Annotated in this window: 16 protein-coding genes; 13 read left to right on the plus strand and 3 right to left on the minus strand. The window is 65.7% G+C overall.

Annotated elements, in window-relative coordinates:
* Window positions 1-304: 304 nt before the first annotated feature.
* The 12 genes from aroC (at window position 305) to rimO (ending at window position 15682) form a co-directional block, all read left to right on the plus strand.
* On the plus strand, window positions 305-1453 hold the full coding sequence (gene aroC, locus Q322_RS0103290) for a chorismate synthase (protein WP_029475895.1): 1149 nt from the start codon (window positions 305-307) through the stop codon (window positions 1451-1453).
* 89 nt (window positions 1454-1542) lie between these two features.
* Complete coding sequence (locus tag Q322_RS0103295; protein ID WP_162176576.1) at window positions 1543-2202, plus strand: shikimate kinase; 660 nt, start codon at window positions 1543-1545, stop codon at window positions 2200-2202.
* 3 nt (window positions 2203-2205) lie between these two features.
* Entirely contained in the window at window positions 2206-3252 is a 1047-nt protein-coding gene (aroB, locus tag Q322_RS0103300) for a 3-dehydroquinate synthase (protein ID WP_029475897.1), read from the plus strand.
* Between the two features lie 43 nt (window positions 3253-3295).
* Window positions 3296-3739 carry a type II 3-dehydroquinate dehydratase gene (aroQ, locus tag Q322_RS0103305; protein WP_029475900.1) on the plus strand — a complete coding sequence of 148 codons (444 nt, stop codon included), beginning with the start codon at window positions 3296-3298 and terminating at the stop codon, window positions 3737-3739.
* The gene (locus Q322_RS0103310) at window positions 3736-4560 is read left to right on the plus strand and encodes an alpha/beta hydrolase (RefSeq protein ID WP_029475901.1); all 825 of its coding nucleotides are present in this window, start codon (window positions 3736-3738) and stop codon (window positions 4558-4560) included. The genes aroQ and Q322_RS0103310 overlap by 4 nt, the downstream gene beginning before the upstream one ends.
* A gap of 1 nt (window position 4561) precedes the next feature.
* Window positions 4562-5110 (plus strand): hypothetical protein, encoded by a 549-nt coding sequence (locus tag Q322_RS0103315; RefSeq protein ID WP_029475904.1) that lies wholly within the window; start codon window positions 4562-4564, stop codon window positions 5108-5110.
* Window positions 5111-5219: 109 nt separating this feature from the next.
* Window positions 5220-5960, plus strand: coding sequence for a ribonuclease HI (locus Q322_RS0103320; RefSeq protein ID WP_029475906.1), 741 nt, complete (start codon window positions 5220-5222; stop codon window positions 5958-5960).
* Between the two features lie 79 nt (window positions 5961-6039).
* Window positions 6040-6828 carry a hypothetical protein gene (locus Q322_RS0103325; protein ID WP_029475908.1) on the plus strand — a complete coding sequence of 263 codons (789 nt, stop codon included), beginning with the start codon at window positions 6040-6042 and terminating at the stop codon, window positions 6826-6828.
* A 204-nt stretch (window positions 6829-7032) separates the two neighbouring features.
* Window positions 7033-9171, plus strand: a complete 2139-nt coding sequence (gene glgX, locus Q322_RS0103330) for a glycogen debranching protein GlgX (protein WP_029475911.1) — start codon at window positions 7033-7035, stop codon at window positions 9169-9171.
* Between the two features lie 149 nt (window positions 9172-9320).
* Window positions 9321-11192 (plus strand): malto-oligosyltrehalose trehalohydrolase, encoded by a 1872-nt coding sequence (treZ, locus tag Q322_RS0103335; protein WP_084147756.1) that lies wholly within the window; start codon window positions 9321-9323, stop codon window positions 11190-11192.
* Window positions 11189-14047 (plus strand): malto-oligosyltrehalose synthase, encoded by a 2859-nt coding sequence (gene treY, locus Q322_RS0103340; protein WP_029475914.1) that lies wholly within the window; start codon window positions 11189-11191, stop codon window positions 14045-14047. Before treZ ends, treY begins: the two co-directional genes overlap by 4 nt.
* Before the next feature lie 138 nt (window positions 14048-14185).
* Complete coding sequence (gene rimO / locus Q322_RS0103345; RefSeq protein WP_051668085.1) at window positions 14186-15682, plus strand: 30S ribosomal protein S12 methylthiotransferase RimO; 1497 nt, start codon at window positions 14186-14188, stop codon at window positions 15680-15682.
* Here rimO and Q322_RS0103350 read toward each other — a convergent pair.
* Both Q322_RS0103350 and Q322_RS0103355 read right to left on the minus strand, forming a co-directional pair.
* On the minus strand, window positions 15659-16072 hold the full coding sequence (locus Q322_RS0103350) for a hypothetical protein (RefSeq protein WP_029475918.1): 414 nt from the start codon (window positions 16070-16072) through the stop codon (window positions 15659-15661). The two genes, rimO and Q322_RS0103350, sit on opposite strands and share 24 nt — an antisense overlap.
* A gap of 3 nt (window positions 16073-16075) precedes the next feature.
* Complete coding sequence (locus Q322_RS0103355) at window positions 16076-17539, minus strand: beta/alpha barrel domain-containing protein (RefSeq protein WP_245593119.1); 1464 nt, start codon at window positions 17537-17539, stop codon at window positions 16076-16078.
* 339 nt (window positions 17540-17878) lie between these two features.
* Here Q322_RS0103355 and Q322_RS0103360 point away from each other — a divergent pair, with 339 nt between their 5' ends.
* A complete protein-coding gene (locus Q322_RS0103360) occupies window positions 17879-19036 on the plus strand; it encodes a prepilin peptidase (protein ID WP_029475922.1) in 1158 nt (385 codons plus the stop codon).
* Between the two features lie 12 nt (window positions 19037-19048).
* On the opposite strand, the gene Q322_RS0103365 is transcribed toward Q322_RS0103360, so the two are convergent.
* On the minus strand, window positions 19049-19390 hold a 342-nt coding region (locus tag Q322_RS0103365), incomplete at its 5' end, for a transposase (protein ID WP_029475923.1).

Genomic DNA, 19390 nt, shown 5'->3' on the forward strand with positions numbered 1-19390 from the left:
TTGTTTCGTGGATGAGTCGGGCATGAATCTGGACAGCGCCGATTCATCCACGTCACGTCCGAGACCCGTTTTTCTCCTGCTCGCTGTCTTGTCCAGAGCAGCGCCCATGAGGACGCTTGGACGCCCCCTCGGATTTCCAGGTGTTTCCAACACCTTCCAATCGGATTCCGTATAACGTCAAACCACCAATCCGCTGCCCCCCTCCCACGACTGGAGGGGGGCTTTTCTATTGACCACTTCCCTGCCCTCCCCTGTTTGGGCATGGCCGACGGATGCGCGCCTGGGGGGCGCTACAGTCACCGATATGAGGTATCTGACCGCTGGAGAATCGCACGGGCCGCAACTGACGGCCATCATCGAGGGGGTGCCGTCGGGGCTGCCGCTGGGCAAGGGCGACATCGACCCGTGGCTGCGGCGGCGGCAAGGCGGCTACGGACGCGGGCGGCGTATGGTGATTGAAACCGACGAGGCCGCGATCCTGTCCGGCGTGCGGGCGGGGCGGACCACCGGAGCGCCGATTGCGCTGGTCATTGAGAACAGGGATCACCGCAACTGGACCGAGATCATGTCGCCGGAGCCGGGCGGCGAGCCGCGCAAGAAGGCCTTGACCGACGCCCGCCCCGGCCACGCGGACCTGACCGGCGGCATCAAGTACCGCCACAAGGACCTGCGCGACGTGCTGGAACGCGCCAGCGCCCGCGAGACGGCGGCCCGCGTGGCGGTGGGCAGTGTGGCTCTCAAGCTGCTGGAAGAACTGGGCATTCAGGGCGCGAATTACGTGTCCAGTCTGGCCGGAATCGAGACCAAACAGGACTTTAGCTGGGACGCTCTGGAGGCCATCGAGGACAGCGATCTGCGGACGCCGGACGCCGACGCCGCCGAAATGATGCGGGGGCGCATCGACGCGGCCAAGAAGGACGGCGACACGCTGGGAGGCATTCTGGAAGTGCGCTTCCGGGGCTTGCCGGTGGGTCTGGGCAGCTTCGTCCACTGGGACCGCAAGCTGGACGGGCGCATTGCCCAGGCGTGCCTGAGCGTGCAGGCCATGAAGGGCGTGGAAATTGGGCGGGCCTTCGACAATGCCGTGAAAGCCGGGAGCGGCGTGCATGACGCCATCCATTACCGGGACGGCAGCTACGCCCGCGACACCAACGGCGCGGGCGGCCTGGAAGCGGGCATGACCAACGGCGAGGAGCTGGTGGTGCGGGTGGCGATGAAGCCGATTGCCACGCTGATGAAGCCGCTGCCCACGGTGAACGTCGTGTCGCACGAGGCGTCCGACGCGGCCCGCGAGCGCAGCGACACCACCGCCGTCCCGGCTGCCGGGGTGATCTTGCAATGCGTGATCGGCCTGGTGATCGCCGACGCCATTCAGGAAAAATTTGGCGGCGACACCCTGACCGAGTTGCAGGAACGGGTGGCGGCGGCGCGGGCCTACACGCAGGCATACTAGCCGGTATGGGTCAGGCTGCGCCGCCGTCATCTCCCTCCGGACCAGTCCTCGCGGGCGTGGCCGAATGCGTGGACCACGAGCTTCGGACCATGCTGGCCGCTCCGCCTGAGTCGCCAGACCGTGCCTTTGTTACCCCGCTCACAGGCGAGTCCTCTAGACTGTCCCCCATGTTGGGAACGGGCCTGATCGAACGCCCAGTCGACTGGGTGGCGCTGGCAGGCTTCATGGGAACGGGAAAAAGCCGTGTGGGCTGGGAGCTGTCGCGCGCCCTGGCGCTGCACTTCGTGGACACCGACAAGCTGATCACCCGCGTGGTGGGCAAGAGCATCCCCGAGGTCTTTGAGCAGGAGGGCGAGGGCTATTTCCGCTCCTGCGAGGCCGAGGTGGTGCGCCGCGTGTCCCGGCTGGAACACGCCGTGATCAGCCTGGGCGGCGGCACATTCATTCACGAGGACAACCGCCACGCGCTGCTGGAACGCGGCCCGGTGGTGGTGTTGTGGGCCACGCCCGAAACGGTGTATCAACGCACCAAGCGCAGTGACCGCCCGCTGCTGCGCGCCGAAGACCCCCTGGGCCGCATCCGTAGCCTGATGGACGAGCGCGAGGGCGTGTACCGCGAGGGCACCATCCATGTCCACAGCGACGGACGCCCCTCCGAGGAAATCGTGGAGGAGATCATTGAACGCCTGTGGGCCTGGTCCGACGCCTATCACGCCTGGGCCGAGGCCCCCCAAACTGTGGCGGACTGAGGGGTGCGCCGAATCGAAGTCGGTGGGGCGCAGCCGTACGGAGTGGAGGTGGGCGAGGGTTTACTGTCCCGCCTGCAAGTCCCGCAGGGACAGACCGCGCTGATTCATCCGGCAGACCTCCCCCCTCAGTTCGCGGAGACGGTTCAGGCCAGCCTGTGCCCCACGGTGACCATCGAGGTTCCGGCCCGCGACGACTGCAAGACGCTGGAGGTCTTGAGCGGCGTGCTGTCCAAACTGGCCGCCGCCAACATTCCCCGCGACGGCGCAGTGGTGGGCCTGGGCGGCGGCGCGGCCACCGATCTGGCCGGGTTTGCCGCCGCCAGCTACCTGCGCGGCGTGGCCTTTTACACGCTGCCCACCACCCTGCTGGGCATGGTGGACGCGGCGGTGGGCGGCAAAACCGGCGTCAACCTGCCCGAGGGTAAAAATCTGGTGGGTGCTTTTCATCCCCCGCAGGCCGTGTGGTGCGACACCGACACGCTGGCAACGCTGCCGGATGCCGTGTTCCGCGAGGGCGCTGCCGAGGCCTACAAGCACGGATTGATCTCTGATCCCAGTTTGCTGGAACGGGTGCTTTCGCCCCAGTTCAGGCCCGGCGGCGCGAATCTGGAAGACACCCTGGCCGACGCGATTGCCGTCAAGGCCGGAGTGGTGACCCGTGACCTGACCGAGCAGGGCGAGCGGGCGTATCTGAACTTCGGCCACACGCTGGCGCACGCGCTGGAGGCGGTCACGGGTCACGCGGTCACGCACGGCGACGCGGTGGGCTACGGGATGCACTACGCCGCCCTGCTGTCCCGCGCAATGGGCGGCGCGGACCTGACGCCGCACACGCTGGCTTTTCTCAAGTGGCAACAGCCCAGACCCCTGCCCCCGCTGACTTTTGACGCGGTGATGCCCTACATGGCCCGCGACAAGAAAGCCGATTCGCAGGGCGTGCGCTTCGTGCTGCTGTGTGATCTGGCTCAGCCGTACCTGACGCGGGTGCCAGAAGACGTTTTGCGGGGGGCATTTGGGGAATGGCAGACGGCGGTGGGTGACGCAGACTGAGCCAGCAGCCCTGCGGTCACATCCCCTGCGCTACCCTCCTGCCATGCTGCTGATCCTCAACGGCCCCAACCTCAACCGCCTGGGCCTGCGTGAACCGGGCGTCTATGGCCCGCAGACCATCGAGGACCTAGAGCGCCAGTGCGAGGCGTGGGGCGCAGAGCTGGGCGAGACCGTCACCTGCCGCCAGAGCAACTACGAGGGCCAGCTTCTGGAGTGGATTCAGGAGGCGCAGGAGCAGGGCTTCATGGGTATCGTGATCAATCCCGGCGCGCTCACCCATTACAGCTACGCCCTGCGTGACGCCATCTCCGGCCAGCCTCTGCCGGTGGTGGAAGTGCATATCAGTAACGTGGACGCCCGCGAGGAGTTCCGGCACAAATCCGTGACGGCGGCGGTGTGCAGGGGCAAGATCAGCGGCCTGGGCTTTGTCGGTTACCGTTTAGGGATGGAATATCTGATCGAGATGGGCACCGGGGCAGACGCGTGAGCTGGCAGCCTTACGCCGCGCAGCCGGACAGCACCGTAACTGGAACGCTGCTCCAGTGGGAGGGCGTGGGCGACGCCAACCACGCCGCGCGCACGGTGCTGGCGTGGCTGCCCCCATCGTATGAATCACAGCCGGAAAAGCGCTATCCGGTGGTCTACTTCCACGACGGACAGAACGTCTTCGACGCGGCCATCAGTTACAACATCAGCGAGTGGGGGGCCGACGAGACGCTGACCATGCTGGCGGCGGAGGGGCTGGAGGCCATCGCCATCGGCATTCCCAACGCCAATGAGCGGCGCTACCACGAATACAGTCCGGTGCGGCATCCCGGATTTCCGCCGGAAGTGGAGGGAGGCGGGGGCGGCGACGATTACCTGGACTTCCTGATCCATACCATTAAGCCGCTGGTGGACGACAACCTGCGGACCCTGCCGGACGCCGCGCACACATCGCTGATCGGCTCCAGCATGGGCGGCCTGATCAGCCTGCACGCCCTGCTCACGCGCCCGGAGGTCTTTAGCGGCGCGGGCGTGATGAGTCCGGCGTTCTGGGCCTGCGCGGGCGAGGCGTTTGGGCGGGTGCGGAACAGCCCGCCCATTGCGGGCAGGGTCTGGCTGGACATTGGCGGCCAGGAGGGCACCGATCACCCCGAGCAGCGGCAGGCGTACTGGGACGACGCCCACGCCATGCGCGACCTGCTGCTGGAAAAGGGTATGGGCCAGCGCCTGCGCTTTCAGGCGGACCCGCAGGGGATTCACCGCGAAACGGCGTGGAAGGTGCGGCTGCCGGAGGCACTGCGGTTATTGCTGGGCGGCGGATGAAATGGCAAGTGGACTGAGCAACAAGCTGACTGGTCAGATCGGGGAATTTCTGGTGTGCGCGGAGCTGGGACGGCAGCTGGATTTGGTGGCCACGCCATTCGCGGGCAACGTTCCCGCTTTTGATCTGCTGGTGGCCGATGCACAGTGCCGCAGCGTACCGATACAGGTGAAAACAGCGCGGGGAACACAGTGGCCCTCCCGCGCAGATACCTGGATCAAGCTAACCGTTGTTGATGGCAAACAAGATGATGGCGGTGATCAGGAAATAGACTTGCCCAATTTGATTTATGTCTTTGTTGCTCTTGCTCCACAAGCCAGCGCCCCAACAGAAGCCAGGCAGAAGGACCGTTTCTTCATCCTGACCAAGCGCGACTTGCAGGGCATCCTGGCCCCCGGCTACCGAGCTTGGATAAAAGATCTAAAAATACCGTGGCAGCGTCCACGCAATCCAGCCTCATTCGATACCCGCCTGAACGCCGACCAGATGGCAGATTTCGAGGACAACTGGGAGCTGGTCAGGCAGCGCCTGGAGACACAACAGTCCGCCTGACTCTCGCCTTCAGACTACTGAACCTCCTGTCGCCGGTTGCTAAACTTCTCCTCACGGTGAACAGGGCAGAGGGATGGAACGCCGCAGAGCGCCAGGAAGGAGGCGGACCGTGAATCACGCTTACGTGGACGCAAGCTGGCACGAACTGCCGGACGGCTCCGGCGTGGGCGGCTGGGGACTGGTCTTGCGGACGCCCGGCAGCCTGGCGCAGCGTTTTCAGGGCCAGTTGAAAGCCCCCGACAACAACGCGGCGGAGTTGCGCGCCGTGCTGGAGGCGGTGCGCCTGGCCCCGGCGGGCGAACCCCTGAGCGTCTTTACCGACAACCAGGCCGTGATCGCCGCCGTGGCACGCGGGCGCGGCGGCCAGCACCTGGGCGAACTGGCGCGCGAGGTGATGGACGAGGCCGGGACAAGGGGCCTGGCGCTGCGGATGGGCTATGTCCCGCGCACGCGGCGGCACATGCTGTCGGCGCACAACCTGGCAAACGACGCGCGGCGCGGAAGCGGTACGCCGGGTCTGAACTCGGCGCAGGCCGATGTGCTGATCGAGCAGCGCCCCGCCCTGACCGAGGCCCGCGTCAGCCTGCGCCGCAGCAATGAACGGGTCACGGCGCACGTCACGCTGGACCCCTTCTCGGACGTGCCGCCCAGCGCCCAGGCCCTGCTGGCGGCGGTGGAACTGGCCCAGCCCGGCGAGGTGCTGCTGGTCCGCCGCGCCAGCAAGGTGGCCCAGGCCCTGTGGCAGCGTCCCGAACGCGCGCTGCGCCCGGCGGCCCAGGCCAGGCTCTTCAGCGCCCGGCAGGCGGCGGAGGCGTCGGGGGTGCAGGTGGAATTTCTGGGGGTGGGGTAAGGGTCTATCGTCCAGCCCCCAGCCTCAAACCGGCTGCCAGTGGGCTGTCATCTTTCGCCCCAGCCGTTAGACTGCCCGCATGACGGGGCCAAAGAAAGGATCACGGGGACACGCCCCCAGGCGCAACACGGCGCAGGGACGCGGCGGCGTGACGCGGGACACAGTCACGCCTGCCAGGGAACGCACCACTTCGCGCGGCAGCGAGGTGGAACGGGCAGGGAGCGGCAAGTCAGCCAGTGGCAAGGCAAGCAGTGGCTCCAGACCGTCCAAGCCAGCCGGAGGCCGGGCAACCCAGACCCAGGGGCGCTCCGGTGGGGCCAAGGCGACCACCAATCCGGCGCGGCGCGGACCAGGCGAACGGGCAGCGGGCGAACGTGGCGCGGACAGCAGAGGCGAGAAGAAGGAGGGCGCAGCCGGACGCACCTTCAAACCCGCCCCCGGACGCAAACCGCCCCCCAAACTGGGGCGCAAGCCCATGCCGGAACTCAAGCGCGTACAACTGGACGCCCCCGCGCCCGACACGGTGTTCAGGGACCGCGACGGCGAGCGGCTGACCTTTCCCGACAGCAACCTCAAGCGGGTGGCCGCCGCCCTGCTGAGCGAGAAGAACAAGGCGTGGCGCTATCGCCCCTTCGCCTTTCCGCTGTTCAGCGACAGCGGCAACGAATCGGCCTTCCACTTCGACTTCTACGTCTACGACTACGAGGACAGCGTGATCAAGCTGATCATGGTGATTCCCTTCGAGTCGCGCGAGGTCTGGGACAAGGTGGGGCGCTTCAAACGCCAGTACCCGATGTACGCCTACGAGTTGTGGACCCCTGAGAAACTGGCAAAACTGAGCGGGCCGCGCGGACGGCTGGAGTTCTGAACCGACGGCTTCAGGAGGGGTACAGCCTGGCCTACAGAAGACAAGGGTGGTATCTGGTAGCGTTTCCAGCGAGGGGTCAGACGGCAGAGGAAACAACCTGTCATCTCCCCTATTCTCTTGTTCTTTTCGGGCCTGACCCCGTGGCCACCGGACAACAACCGGCACACACGCATTTCAGCGCCCTGCCAAGGAGTTTCACGCGATATGCCAACCACTGAGAGACCTCCAATCCCCACCGTTCGCATACGCCCCGGCACGCCGTATCCGCTGGGAGCCACCTGGGACGGCACGGGCACCAATTTTGCGCTGTACAGCGAGAACGCCGGTGGCGTGGAACTGTGCCTGTTCGACGAGGTGGGTACCGAGACCCGCTTTCCCCTGACCGAGCAGACCGCCTTCGTGTGGCACGGGTACCTGCCCAACATCGCGCCGGGCCAGCGCTACGGCTACCGCGTCCACGGCGAGTACGCGCCCAAGCGGGGGCTGCGTTTTAACCCCAACGTGATTCTGCTCGATCCCTACGCCAAGGCCCTGAGCGGCACCGAGGAATTTGCCGGGGGCGTCTTCGGCTACGTGCCCGGCGGCGACGACCTGACCATGCAGACCGGGGAACAGCGCGGCGCACCGCTGGGCGTGGTCATCGATCCGGTGTTCAACTGGGTGGGCGACACCAAACCCAACGTCCCTTTTCACCAGTCGGTGATCTACGAGGCCCACGTCAAGGGCCTGACCATGACCCACCCGGACATTCCCGAGGCCCTGCGCGGCACCTACGCGGGCGTGGCGACGGGGCCGATGCTGGATTACCTCAAGGAACTGGGCATCACCGCCATCGAGTTCCTGCCGGTGCATCAGCATCTGGACGATCCCTTTTTGCTGGATAAGGGCCTGACCAACTACTGGGGCTATAGCACGCTGTCCTTTTTCGCTCCAGACGTGCGCTATTCCGCCGAGGCCCGTAAGGGCAACCCGGCGGGCGCGGTGGCCGAATTCAAGAACATGATGCGCGCCCTGCACGACGCCGGAATCGAGGTGATTCTGGACGTGGTGTACAACCACACCGCCGAGGGCAACCACATGGGGCCAACATTGAGCTTCAAGGGCATCGACAACCCCACCTATTACCGGCTGGTGGCCGAGAACCCGCGCTTTTACTTCGACTACACCGGCACCGGCAACAGCCTGAACGTGCGCCACCCGCAGACGCTGCAACTGATCATGGACTCGCTGCGCTACTGGGTCACCGAGATGCGCGTGGACGGCTTCCGCTTCGATTTGGCCTCCACGCTGGCGCGCGGGCTGCATGAGGTTGATCAACTGTCGGGCTTCTTCACCATCATCCACCAGGACCCGATTATTTCTCAGGTCAAGCTGATCGCCGAGCCGTGGGACGTGGGCGAGGGCGGCTATCAGGTGGGCAACTTCCCGGTCAACTGGGCCGAGTGGAACGGCATCTACCGCGACGACATGCGCGCTTTCTGGAAGGGCGAGGGCGGCCTGGCCTCCGAGATCGGTTACCGCCTGACGGGCAGCAGCGATCTGTACCAGAACGACGGACGCGCGCCCTACGCCAGTATCAACTTCGTGACCGCCCACGACGGCTTTACCCTGCGCGACAGCGTGACCTACGAACATAGGCACAACGACTCCAACGGCGAGGGCAACAACGACGGCCACAACCACAACATCAGTTGGAACTGCGGCGTGGAGGGCGAGACCGACGACGCGGCCATCAATGCCCTGCGTTCTCAGCAGCAGCGCAACTTTCTGGCCACGTTGCTGCTGGGCCAGGGCACCCCAATGATCCTGGGCGGCGACGAGATCGGGCGCACCCAGGACGGCAACAACAACGCCTACTGCCAGGACAACGAGATTAGCTGGTACGACTGGGCCAACGTGGACGAGGAGCTGCTGGCCTTTACTAAAAAGGTGATCGCCCTCCGCAAGGCGCACCCGTCCCTACACCGCCGCAAGTTCTTTTCCGGGCGGACCATCCGGGGCGAGGACATTCAGGATCTGGTGTGGCTGCGTTTCGACGGGCAGACCATGACTGACGCCGACTGGAGCAACGACCAGACCCAGAGTTTGGGCCTGTTTCTGGACGGCGATGGCCTGGACGACGTGGACGCCGAGGGCAACCCGCTGCACGACGACGACCTGCTGCTGCTGCTGAGCAGTTCCTACGTCGATCTGCCCTTCCGCCTGCCCGATCTGGACAGTTGCGAGGCCTGGGAACTGCTGCTGGACACTGCCGACGACGCGGCTGAGGAGCAGGTCAGGACCGGCGACGAGACCACCCTCAAGGCGCGGAGTGTGAAGCTGTACCGCTGCGTGCGCGGCTAGATTTCTATCCTCCCAGACAGTTGTGGGGACGCCTGACCCAGTTTTTGCGGCGGCGTTCCTTCGCGCTGCTCTCATGGCAGAAAAATCTCCAGCCTCTAGCCTGAAATGTTAATTGCCCCGAGTTCAGGGCAATCTGGAAGGAGCAAGTTATGACCCACCCCTCATCCGAGCCACTGGCCTCCGGGCAGATCAGCGCGACGACGCCCCACGCCTCGGCCCCCATCACCGCCCTGCCCCACGACGCCCCAGAAACCCGGCTGGGCGCGCATCTGCTGCCTGGCGGCGACGGGACCCGCTTCCGCGTCTGGACCACCACTGCCGAGAAAGTAGAGGTCAGGATGGACGGCACTCTTTATCCCATGAGCGATCTGGGCGAATGTTTCTTTGAGGCGGTCCTGCCCGTCGGCGCAGGCGCGCGCTACCTGTTTGTGCTGGACGGCCAGGAGCTGCCCGATCCCTACGCCCGCTTCCTGCCAGGCGGCGTCCACGGCGAGGCGGAGGTGGACCATCCGGGCACCTACGAATGGCAGAACACCGACTGGAACGGGATCGCGCTGTCCGAGTGCATCTTTTACGAGCTGCATGTCGGCACCTTTACCCCGCAAGGTACCTACCGCGCCGCGCAGGACAAGCTGCCGTACCTGAAGGAGCTGGGTATCACCGCCGTTCAGATGATGCCGCTGGCCGCCTACGACGGTGAACGCGGCTGGGGCTACGACGGCGTGGCGATGTATGCGCCGCACGCACCCTACGGACGGCCCGAGGAACTGATGGCCTTTATCGACGCCGCGCACGGGCTGGGGCTGGGCGTGTTTCTGGACGTGGTGTACAACCATTTTGGCCCGGCAGGCAATTACCTGCCCAGCTACAGCCCCAGCTATTTCACCGAACGCTTTTCCAGCGCCTGGGGCATGGGCCTGGACTACGCCGAACCGCATATGCGCCGCTACGTGACCGGCAACGCGCTGATGTGGCTCGACGAGTACCGCTTCGACGGCCTGCGTCTGGACGCCACCGCCGCCATGCAGGACGACAGCCCGCTGCATATTTTGCGCGAACTGGCGATGGAGGTGCACGGCCTGGGCGGCACCCACCTGCTGCTGGCCGAGGACCACCGCAACCACCCCGAACTGGTGCTGGAAGACGGCCTGGACGGCATCTGGGTGGACGACTTCCACCATGAAGTGCGCGTGACCCTGACCGACGAACACGAGGGTTATTACGGCGGGTTTCAGGGCAGCGCTGCCGAGCTGGCGCACGTGATCAACCGGGGCTGGAAGTACGAGGGCCAGCAGTGGGACGTGAAGGGCGAGGAACATGAGCGCGGCAAGTCCTCGGACGGGCTGGAAGCGCCCAGCTTCGTGTACTGCATCCAGAACCACGACCAGATCGGCAACCGGGCCGTGGGGGACCGCCTCCAGCAGCACGAGCGGGTCTCTCTTCAGCACTTCCGGGGCGCGTCCACGCTGCTGCTGACGCTGCCCATGACGCCGCTGCTGTTCCAGGGCCAGGAATGGGCTGCCGAGACGCCGTTTCCCTTCTTCAGCGATCATGCCGGGGAACTGGGCGATCTGGTCACCGAGGGGCGCAAGAAGGAATTCGCATATTTCAGCGACTTCACGCACCTGGAAGTGCCGGACCCGCAGGCCCAGAGCACCCTGGAGAGCGCCAAGCTGGACTGGACGCAGGCGCAGGAACGAAGCGGGCCGCACGCCCAGACACTGGCCCTTTACAGGACTTTGCTCAAACTGCGCCGCGAAGACCCCGCCCTGCAAGAGCGTTCGCGCCAGTATCTGAGCGCGGGCAGTGAGGGCGAACTGCTGTGGGTGCGCCAGAAAAACCTGGCGGGTGAACGGCTGCTGCTGTGGAATGTGGGTGAGTCGGAGGTGGAGCTGAGCGGGCTGAAACTGTCGACACCGCTGCCCAGCACCGTCATTCTGCACTCAGAGCAGACGGACGCGCCGCCGCAGGCCCTGACCTCCCTGCCGGTGGGCGAGGCCGTCCTGCTGGGCGGCGCATGACCGCCGCCGCTCCAGCATCCGCAGTCCACGAGCCACAGCCCACAGCCCACGTTCCCTCCTCCACCTACCGCCTGCAACTGAACGCGGACTTCGACTTCGCCGACGCGCGCAGGGTTTTGCCGTATCTGGCGCGGCTGGGCGTCTCGGATGTGTACCTGTCACCGATCTGGGCCAGCACCCCCGGCAGCGGCCACGGTTACGACGTGACCGATCACTCGGCGGTGAACCCGGAGCTGGGTGGACTGGCGGGCCTGCGCAGATTCTCGGCGCGGGCGAGGGAGCTGGGACTGGGCGTAGTGGTGGATTTCGTGCCCAACCACATGGGCATTCAGGGCGGCCACAACCCGTACTGGGAAGACGTGCTGATGCACGGGCAGGCCAGCCGCTACGCCCACTTCTTCGACATTTCGTGGCAGCCGCTCAAGCGGGCGCTGGAGGGTAAGGTGCTGCTGCCGGTGCTGGGCGATCAGTACGGGCGCGTGCTGGAAAACGGCGAGCTGGAACTGGAACACGCCGGGGGCCGCTTCTTCCTGCGTTACTGGGAACGCCAACTGCCGCTGTCGCCGCGCAGCATCGGTCTGGTCCTGGAAGCGGTCAAGGATCAGCTCCCACGGGAAACCGCCGAGGGCATCCGGGCCGAACTCGCCAGCCTGGCACGCAGCATGGAGAGCCTGCCGCGCAGCTATTCCGACGAATTGACCGACGTGGACCGCCTGAGCCGCGCGCAGGAGCTGGAGGTCATGACCCGCCGCCTGCGGGCGCTGCTGGACACTTCCAGTGAGGTACGGGCCGCGCTAGACGCCGCGCTGGTGACCATCAACGTCGACACTACCCGGTTGGACGCGCTGGTGGGCGAGCAGAATTACCGCCTGGCCTTCTGGAAGGTGGCCGCTGAGGAAATCAATTACCGCCGTTTCTTCGACATCAACGATCTGGCGGCCCTGCGGATGGAAGACCCGCGCGTCTTCGCCTGGGCGCACACCACGCTGTTCGAGCTGATCCGCGAGGGCCTGATCCACGGCGTGCGGCTGGACCACACCGACGGCCTGTACGATCCCGCCGGGTACTTCCGGGCGCTGCAAGCCGGGGCCGCCGAGGCGCTGGGCGTGGCCTGGAACCCGCAGCAGGGCGGCCCGCTGCCGCTGTACGTGGTGGCCGAGAAGATTCTGGAGCCGGGGGAGAAGTTGCCGGGCGACTGGGCGGTGTCCGGCACCACCGGCTACGACTTCCTGACCGAGCTGAACGGCGTCTTCGTGGACTCCACCCACGAAGACGAAATCAGTGCGGTCTACCGCCGCTTCACCGGGGACCGCCTCAGTTACGGCGAACACCTGTACCGGGGCAAGCAACTGATCCAGCGCGTCAGCCTGCCCGGCGAGGTCAACGTGCTGACCGAGTCGCTGGAGCGGCTGGGCGAATCGGATCTCAGATCGCGCGACTTCACGTTGAGTGCGCTGCGCAGCGCCGTGCGCGAGGTGATCGCCACCTTCCCGGTCTACCGCACCTACATCCGCGCCGACGGCTCGCGCGAACCCGGCGACAATGCCAAGATTGCCAGGGCGGTGCGCGACGCCAAGATCCAGAACCGCCGCGAGGGCGGGCCGCTGGACCCCAGCGTCTTCGACTATCTGGAGTCGGTGCTGACTGTCAACGCCCCCGACGAGGCCACGCGCGAGGCGTACACCGACTTTGCCCTGAAATTCCAGCAGCTTACCGGCCCGGTGACGGCCAAGGGCGCGGAGGACACCGCCTTCTACCGCTACGCCCGCCTGCTGTCGCTGAACGAGGTAGGCGGCGATCCGGCGCACTTCGGTACGCGACTGAAGGACTTCCACACGGCGGCGCAGGAACGCTCACAGCGCTGGCCGCACGCCATGCTGTCGGGCAGCACCCACGACACCAAACGCGGCGAGGACACCCGCGCCCGCATCAGCGTAATCAGCGAGCTGCCGCAGGCGTGGGGGGCCTTTGTGCGCCGCTGGGCCGCCCCCATTCTGGAATACAGCCAGGAGCAGGAGCTGGGTGTGGCCCCCAGTCCGCTGGACGCCTACACGCTGCTGCAAACTGCGCTGGGCGCGTACCCGCTGGACGGCAGGATGGAGGATTTCCCGGACCGCCTGAGCGCCTACCTGCTCAAGGCCAGCCGCGAGGCCAAGCTGCGGACCAGTTGGGCCACCCCCGACGAGGAATACGAGGCGGCACTGGAGACCTTCGTGCGGGGGCTACTGGCCGACAGCGGCTTTGCCTCTGCCCTGCGTGACCTGCACACCCTGATCAGCCCCTACGGCGCGCAGAACGGCCTGAGCGCCACCCTGGCCCGCCTGACGGCCCCTGGCGTTCCCGACACCTACCAGGGGTCCGAGGGCTGGAACCAGAGTCTGGTAGATCCCGACAACCGCCGCCCGGTGGATTACCCGGCACTGACCCGCCGCCTGACCCGGCTGGAGAAGGGCGCGGGCCTGCCACTGGCCCGCAAACTGCTGGGGGGCTATGAGCACGGCGGCATTAAGACGCTGGTGACCTGGGCCGCCCTGCAAACGCGCAATGCCCACCCAGAGTTGTTTGAGGCCGGGAGTTACCGCCCCATCGACGCCGGGCGGCACCTGCTGGCCTTTGCCCGCGAGCATGGCGACGGGCTGGCGGTGACGGTTGCGCCCCGCCTGACTCTAACCCTGACCCGTCAGGCCGTCCCCTGGGCGCTGGGCGAGGTCTGGGGGACGCGCCAGCTCACGCTGCCCAGCTCTGGCACGTTTGAAAACGTCCTGACCGGCGAACGCTTGCGGGTGCGCGGCGGCAAGATTCCGGTGGCGAAGGTGCTGGAGGACTTTCCGCTGGCGTTGCTGATGAAACGCTAAACCGCTCCAGCGTGTGATGTCCGCCCTACCTCCGGCCCGCCGCCGCCCTGTACACTGACGGGCTGACCCTGCCTCCGCCCCAGATTGATCACGGGTCCAGAGAGGCGAGAGGACGGAGGAGAGCGCATGACGCAAACGATGGATTCGCCCGCGACTGTAGATAAACAAACAGTGGGCAAGCAAAACATGGGGAGCAGAAAGGTTGGTTTTATCAGCCTGGGCTGTCCCAAGGCGCTGGTGGACAGCGAACGGATTCTGACCCAGCTCCGCGTGGAGGGCTACGAGGTGGCCGCCAGCTACGAGGGCGCGGACGCCGTGATCGTCAACACCTGCGGCTTTATCACCCCCGCCGTGGAGGAATCCCTGAGCGCCATCGGCGAGGCGCTGGAGGCCACGGGCCGTGTGATCGTCACCGGTTGCCTGGGCGAACGCCCCGAGAAGATTCTGGAACGCCACCCCAAAGTCGCGGCCATCACCGGCAGCGAGGCGGTGGACGACGTGATGATGCACGTGCGCGAGCTGCTGCCGATTGAAACGGACGAGTTCACGGGCGTACTGCCCGTCACTGCGTCGGGAATGCGCCCCGAGCGCGAGGCCACCAAGCACGGCGACGTGTTCGCCCCCACCATCAAGCTGACGCCCCGGCACTACGCCTACGTCAAGATCGCCGAGGGCTGCAACCACACCTGCGCCTTCTGCATCATTCCCAAGCTGCGCGGCAAGCAGGTTTCGCGTGACGCGGGCGCGGTGCTGTACGAGGCGTTCCGTCTGATCGCGGGCGGCACCAAGGAACTGATGGTGATCTCGCAGGACACCTCTGCATATGGCGTGGACGTGCGGTACCGCGAGTCCGAATTTCAGGGCGGCCCTGTCCGCGCCCACCTGACCGATCTGGCCGTCAAGCTGGGCGAGATGGGCGCGTGGGTGCGGATGCACTACGTCTACCCGTACCCGCATGTGGACAAGATTGTGGAACTGATGGCGCAGGGCAAGATCCTCCCTTATTTGGACGTGCCGCTGCAACACGCCTCGCCGCGCATATTGAGGCTGATGCGGCGGCCCGGCGCGGGCAAGCAACTGGACACCATCCGGCGCTGGCGCGGCATCTGCCCCGAACTGACCATCCGCAGCACCTTTATCGTGGGCTTCCCCGGCGAAACCGAGGAAGAGTTTCAGGAGTTGCTGACTTTCCTGGAGGACGCGAGGCTGGACCGCGTGGGCGCTTTTGCTTACTCGGATGTGGAGGAAGCCGACGCCAACGCCCTGCCGGACCCCGTGCCGGACGACGTGAAGGGGGACCGCCTCGCCCGCTTCATGGAAGTGGCCCAGCGCATCAGCACCGAGCGCCTGGCCGAGAAGGTGGGCCGCACGGTGGACGTGATCGTGGACGAATTCAACGACGACGGGGACGACGCGCCGGGAACACGATTGATAGGGCGGACGAAGGGCGACGCGCCCGGCATTGACGGTCAGGTCTATCTGTTCGCGGGCGAGTTCGCGGGGCAGGTCAAGATCGGCGACATCGTGAAGGCCCGTATTGAGGACAGCGACGAATATGACTTATTCGGGGAAGTGGTGGAACGGCCTAAATGGAAGCCGAACGTGCCGCAGTTAGGGCATTTCGGGGGGCATTAAGCCAAGGCTAGGAGCCTCTTGCATCTCCACTATTCTCTGACGGCTGTATTTATGAATCCAGCCGTCGCTCGGTCTTAGCTCAGGCTCCAACAGCTCGTAAACCTGGTGAACCGATATTTCAGAGTCACCCAGGTTCAATTTGATCTCATAAGCGTTGACCATCTCGTCAAATACTTGAAGCATGATTCCGATGGTTTCATCCACTATGCAGGGAAGCAGAGAGTCCACGGCAGCCCGTGGATTTTCGTCAATCTGCGAGTAGATGCCGTGGATGAAGCGTGCGTACTCAGTTCCAGACTCGCCTGCAAAGTAGCCATCAAAATTACTGATGGTGGCATCTCTTGCTCTGACAATTGAGCGTTCAAAGTATTCCGCTGCCGTGTCCTGCATGCTTTACTCCGTGCCCGGCTTATACCGCCCCAGCAAGAACTCCACCACATCCTCAGCCCTGTATCCCAGCGGCCACGCGGCGATATCGTTCAGGCTGTCGCCGCTGGTCATCAGCGAGTCCTCGGTGTAACCGCCCTTCTGCACCTGCGCGTATCCGGCGTCGGTCATCAGGGCGTTGCACAGGCATTTGCGGCCCACGGTGTCCTCGATCTTGCCGCCCTTGGACACGTAGGCGTCCACGGGTTCGGCGGCGCAGCGCAGGCCCGTCTTGCCGTCCTCGCCCGCGTAAGCCTCGCGCAGATAGCCGATGTCGCACACGCGCGGGCGGGCCAGGTACTGCTCCAGGCGGGCCAGCGTGTCGTCCACCTGCACCACCTTGAACGGGAATCCGGTGGGCGAGGCCAGCGGATCGGTGTACACGTCCACGCCGCCGTTTTTGGTCAACTCATGGACATTGACACGCAAGTCGTCGCGCAGGCCGCTGTCGGCGCAGTAGGCGAACAGCGTGCCCACCTGAATACCCGCCGCGCCGCGTTCCAGCGCCTGCTGCAAGGCCTCGGGGGTGGCCCGGCTCCCTGCCAGCCAGAACGGCAGGCCCAGCTTCTTCATCTCGTCCAGATCGGCGATGTCGCGCTCGCCGTAGATCGGCTGGCCGGATTCGTCGAAGGTGGGCGTTCCGCGCGGCGGCGCGTTGTGGCCCCCGGCGGTGGGTCCCTCAATCACGAAACCCTCCACCGAACCGCTGGCCTTCTTCATCAGCACCCCTGCCAGAATGTGCGAGGTCACAATCGGGTAGAACTTGGGGCGCGGCAGCTCGCGCCTGTCCAGGCCATATTCGGCGGGGTCAAAGGTCAGGGTGGCGGCCTCTCCGCCCTTCACGTCCAGCTTGATGGAAGCCTGACCGCCCGCCGCAAAGGCGTCCAGCACGCCGGGAATCTCGCGCGGAATGCCCGCGCCCATGATCACGGTGTCGGCCCCGGCCAGCATCGCGCCGTACAGCGCCGGAACGGTGTGCAGTTGCAGCTTGGTCAGCAGGTTGACGCCCACCGGGTTGTCATGGCCCTCGCGGGCCAGGAACACTTCCACGAAACTGCCCATCACCCCCAGTTCCCAGGCCGCGCCGTGTTTGGTGACGGTGGGCAGCGGCACGCGGCGGTACGACTGCCCCGGCTCACGGCCTTCGGGCAAAAAGTACATCCTGATGACCTTCTCGGCCCGTTCTTGGCTGGGATACGCGGCCAGCGCGCGGCGCACATGCCCGCCCTCGTCGCCGTCCTGAAGTCGGCGCACCAGCACGTTGTCGATACCCGTGCAGGACACGATGCCCAGTTGCCCCACGGCAGAGACGGCCTGCGCCAGCCCCCAGTGCGAGATGCCCACGCCCATGCCGCCCTGGATGATCTGCGGCAGGGCAGAAGTCCGGGGGGCAACGGGGGTGGAGGCGGTTATGGCGGGAGTTTGCGTCATAGTCAGATCAAACCTTTTTGGGAAGTGCCGGACTTAGAACAGCCGGAAGGGTTAGAACATCGGGGCAGCCGGGGCACGGAGGCAGACACCGGCCAGATTCAAAAGTTACTCAGTATCGCGCAATCCGCCTGAACGCTGTGCAAGTTGGAACGCGGTCAAAAGGCGATTCGACCACGAACAGCAAGCACACCGTCTGCGGCGTAGAGAGAGGCGAGGGACGGCAGAGTAGGCCTCTGGCAGCGCGACGACCCGTGGGCCGTGCGGGGGGGGATTTGGTGTGGAATGACCCTGTTTTGATGTGGAATGACACTGTAAGGCCGGGGCACCTACACTTCTGCCGTGAGTCTCGACGTCTTGCTGGTGGTTTTCGCTGGTCTGTTGGGCCTGCTGGTGGGATCGTTTTCCAACGTGCTGATCTGGCGGTTGCCGCGCGGCGAGAACATCGCCTTTCCGCCCAGTCATTGTCCCAACTGTGACCACGCCCTGGGGCCGCGCGATCTGGTGCCGCTGTTTTCCTGGCTGTCCCTGGGGGGCAGATGCCGTTACTGCCGCGCGCCGATCAAGTCGCGCTACCCCATCGTGGAGGCGCTGACCGGCCTGGGCTATGCCACCATCGCCGTGCTGTTTCCCATCGCCCTCTACGGCGCAGGCAGCCTGGGCCTGATGCTGCTGTTCACCCTGCTGCTGGTGGGCAGCGCGATTGATCTGGCCACCTACACGATTCCCGACGAGCTGACGCTGCCGGGCGTGGCGCTGGGCCTGCTGTTCGGCCTCTTCAACGGCAGGAACGCGGTAGAGGGCTTGCCCGATCTGGCGAGGGCGGTGAACGGGGCAATCCTCGGCGCGGGCCTGCTCGTCGCCATCAACCAGTTCGGCTCGTGGGTGCTGCGGCGCTTCCGCGAGCGGAAATACCCGGAGTTCCCCATCGGTTTCCAGCAGATCAGCGCCGGGCTGCTGGCGGGCGCGTGGCTGGGGCCGTGGTGGGGCGCAGGGGTGGGCCTGCTCTCGGCGGCGGTCAATGCGGTGGGCCGCCGCGTCGTCCGCGTGCCGGAGCTGCTGACCCTGGGCGGCCTGCTCCTGAGCGTGGTGGTCGGCAGCGCGGGCTACGGCCCCGGATTGATTTTAATGGTGCAGGGTTCACTGGCGGCAGCGGGCGCGGTGTCCCTGGTGGCGGGCGTCTACTGGTGGATCAAACACCGCCCTGGCGCTGCGGATGATGCAGAGGACGACGGCGCAGACGAGCCGTACGACGCCAGCGCAATGGGCTTTGGGGACGTGAAACTGGCCGCCGTGATCGGCGCATTCCTGGGCTGGGAACGGCTGCTGGTGGCACTGATCGTCGCCGTGTTTGCTGGCGCGCTGATCGGCGTGGTGCAACTGGCCCGCAAGCAGGAGAACCGGGTCAAGTTCGGCCCCTTCCTGGCCTTTGGCGCGCTGGTGGCATTGATCTGGGGCGCAGGCATCGTGGCGGGCTACCGGGGGATGCTGGGGCTGTAATACTGACTCCGATTAATTCCTTGACAAGGGCCACCAGTGGAAGAGGGTCTGCTGGGAGATGAGATCTGGCTGGGTTTCCAACCAGGCGCATTGCTGGCTCAGCGTCTGAGTGAAGTCATCCATCGTGTCGAACCAGCGATTGGCCACTGTGTCGTCCGTCAGGTCCCACATGCGCTCCACGGGTTGCAACTCGGGTGAGTAAGGGGGCAGGGTGATGATCTGGACACCTGGTGGCTGTCCCTCCTCTGGAGGGACATGGAAACCCGCTCCGTCCTCTACCACCAGAACATGGTGATCTTCACTCGCGCCCACACTGTGGGCAAAAGCCGCCATCACCAGTGTATACGCTCGCTT

This window comes from Deinococcus frigens DSM 12807 (assembly GCF_000701425.1).
GTDB classification, from domain to species: Bacteria; Deinococcota; Deinococci; order Deinococcales; family Deinococcaceae; genus Deinococcus; species Deinococcus frigens.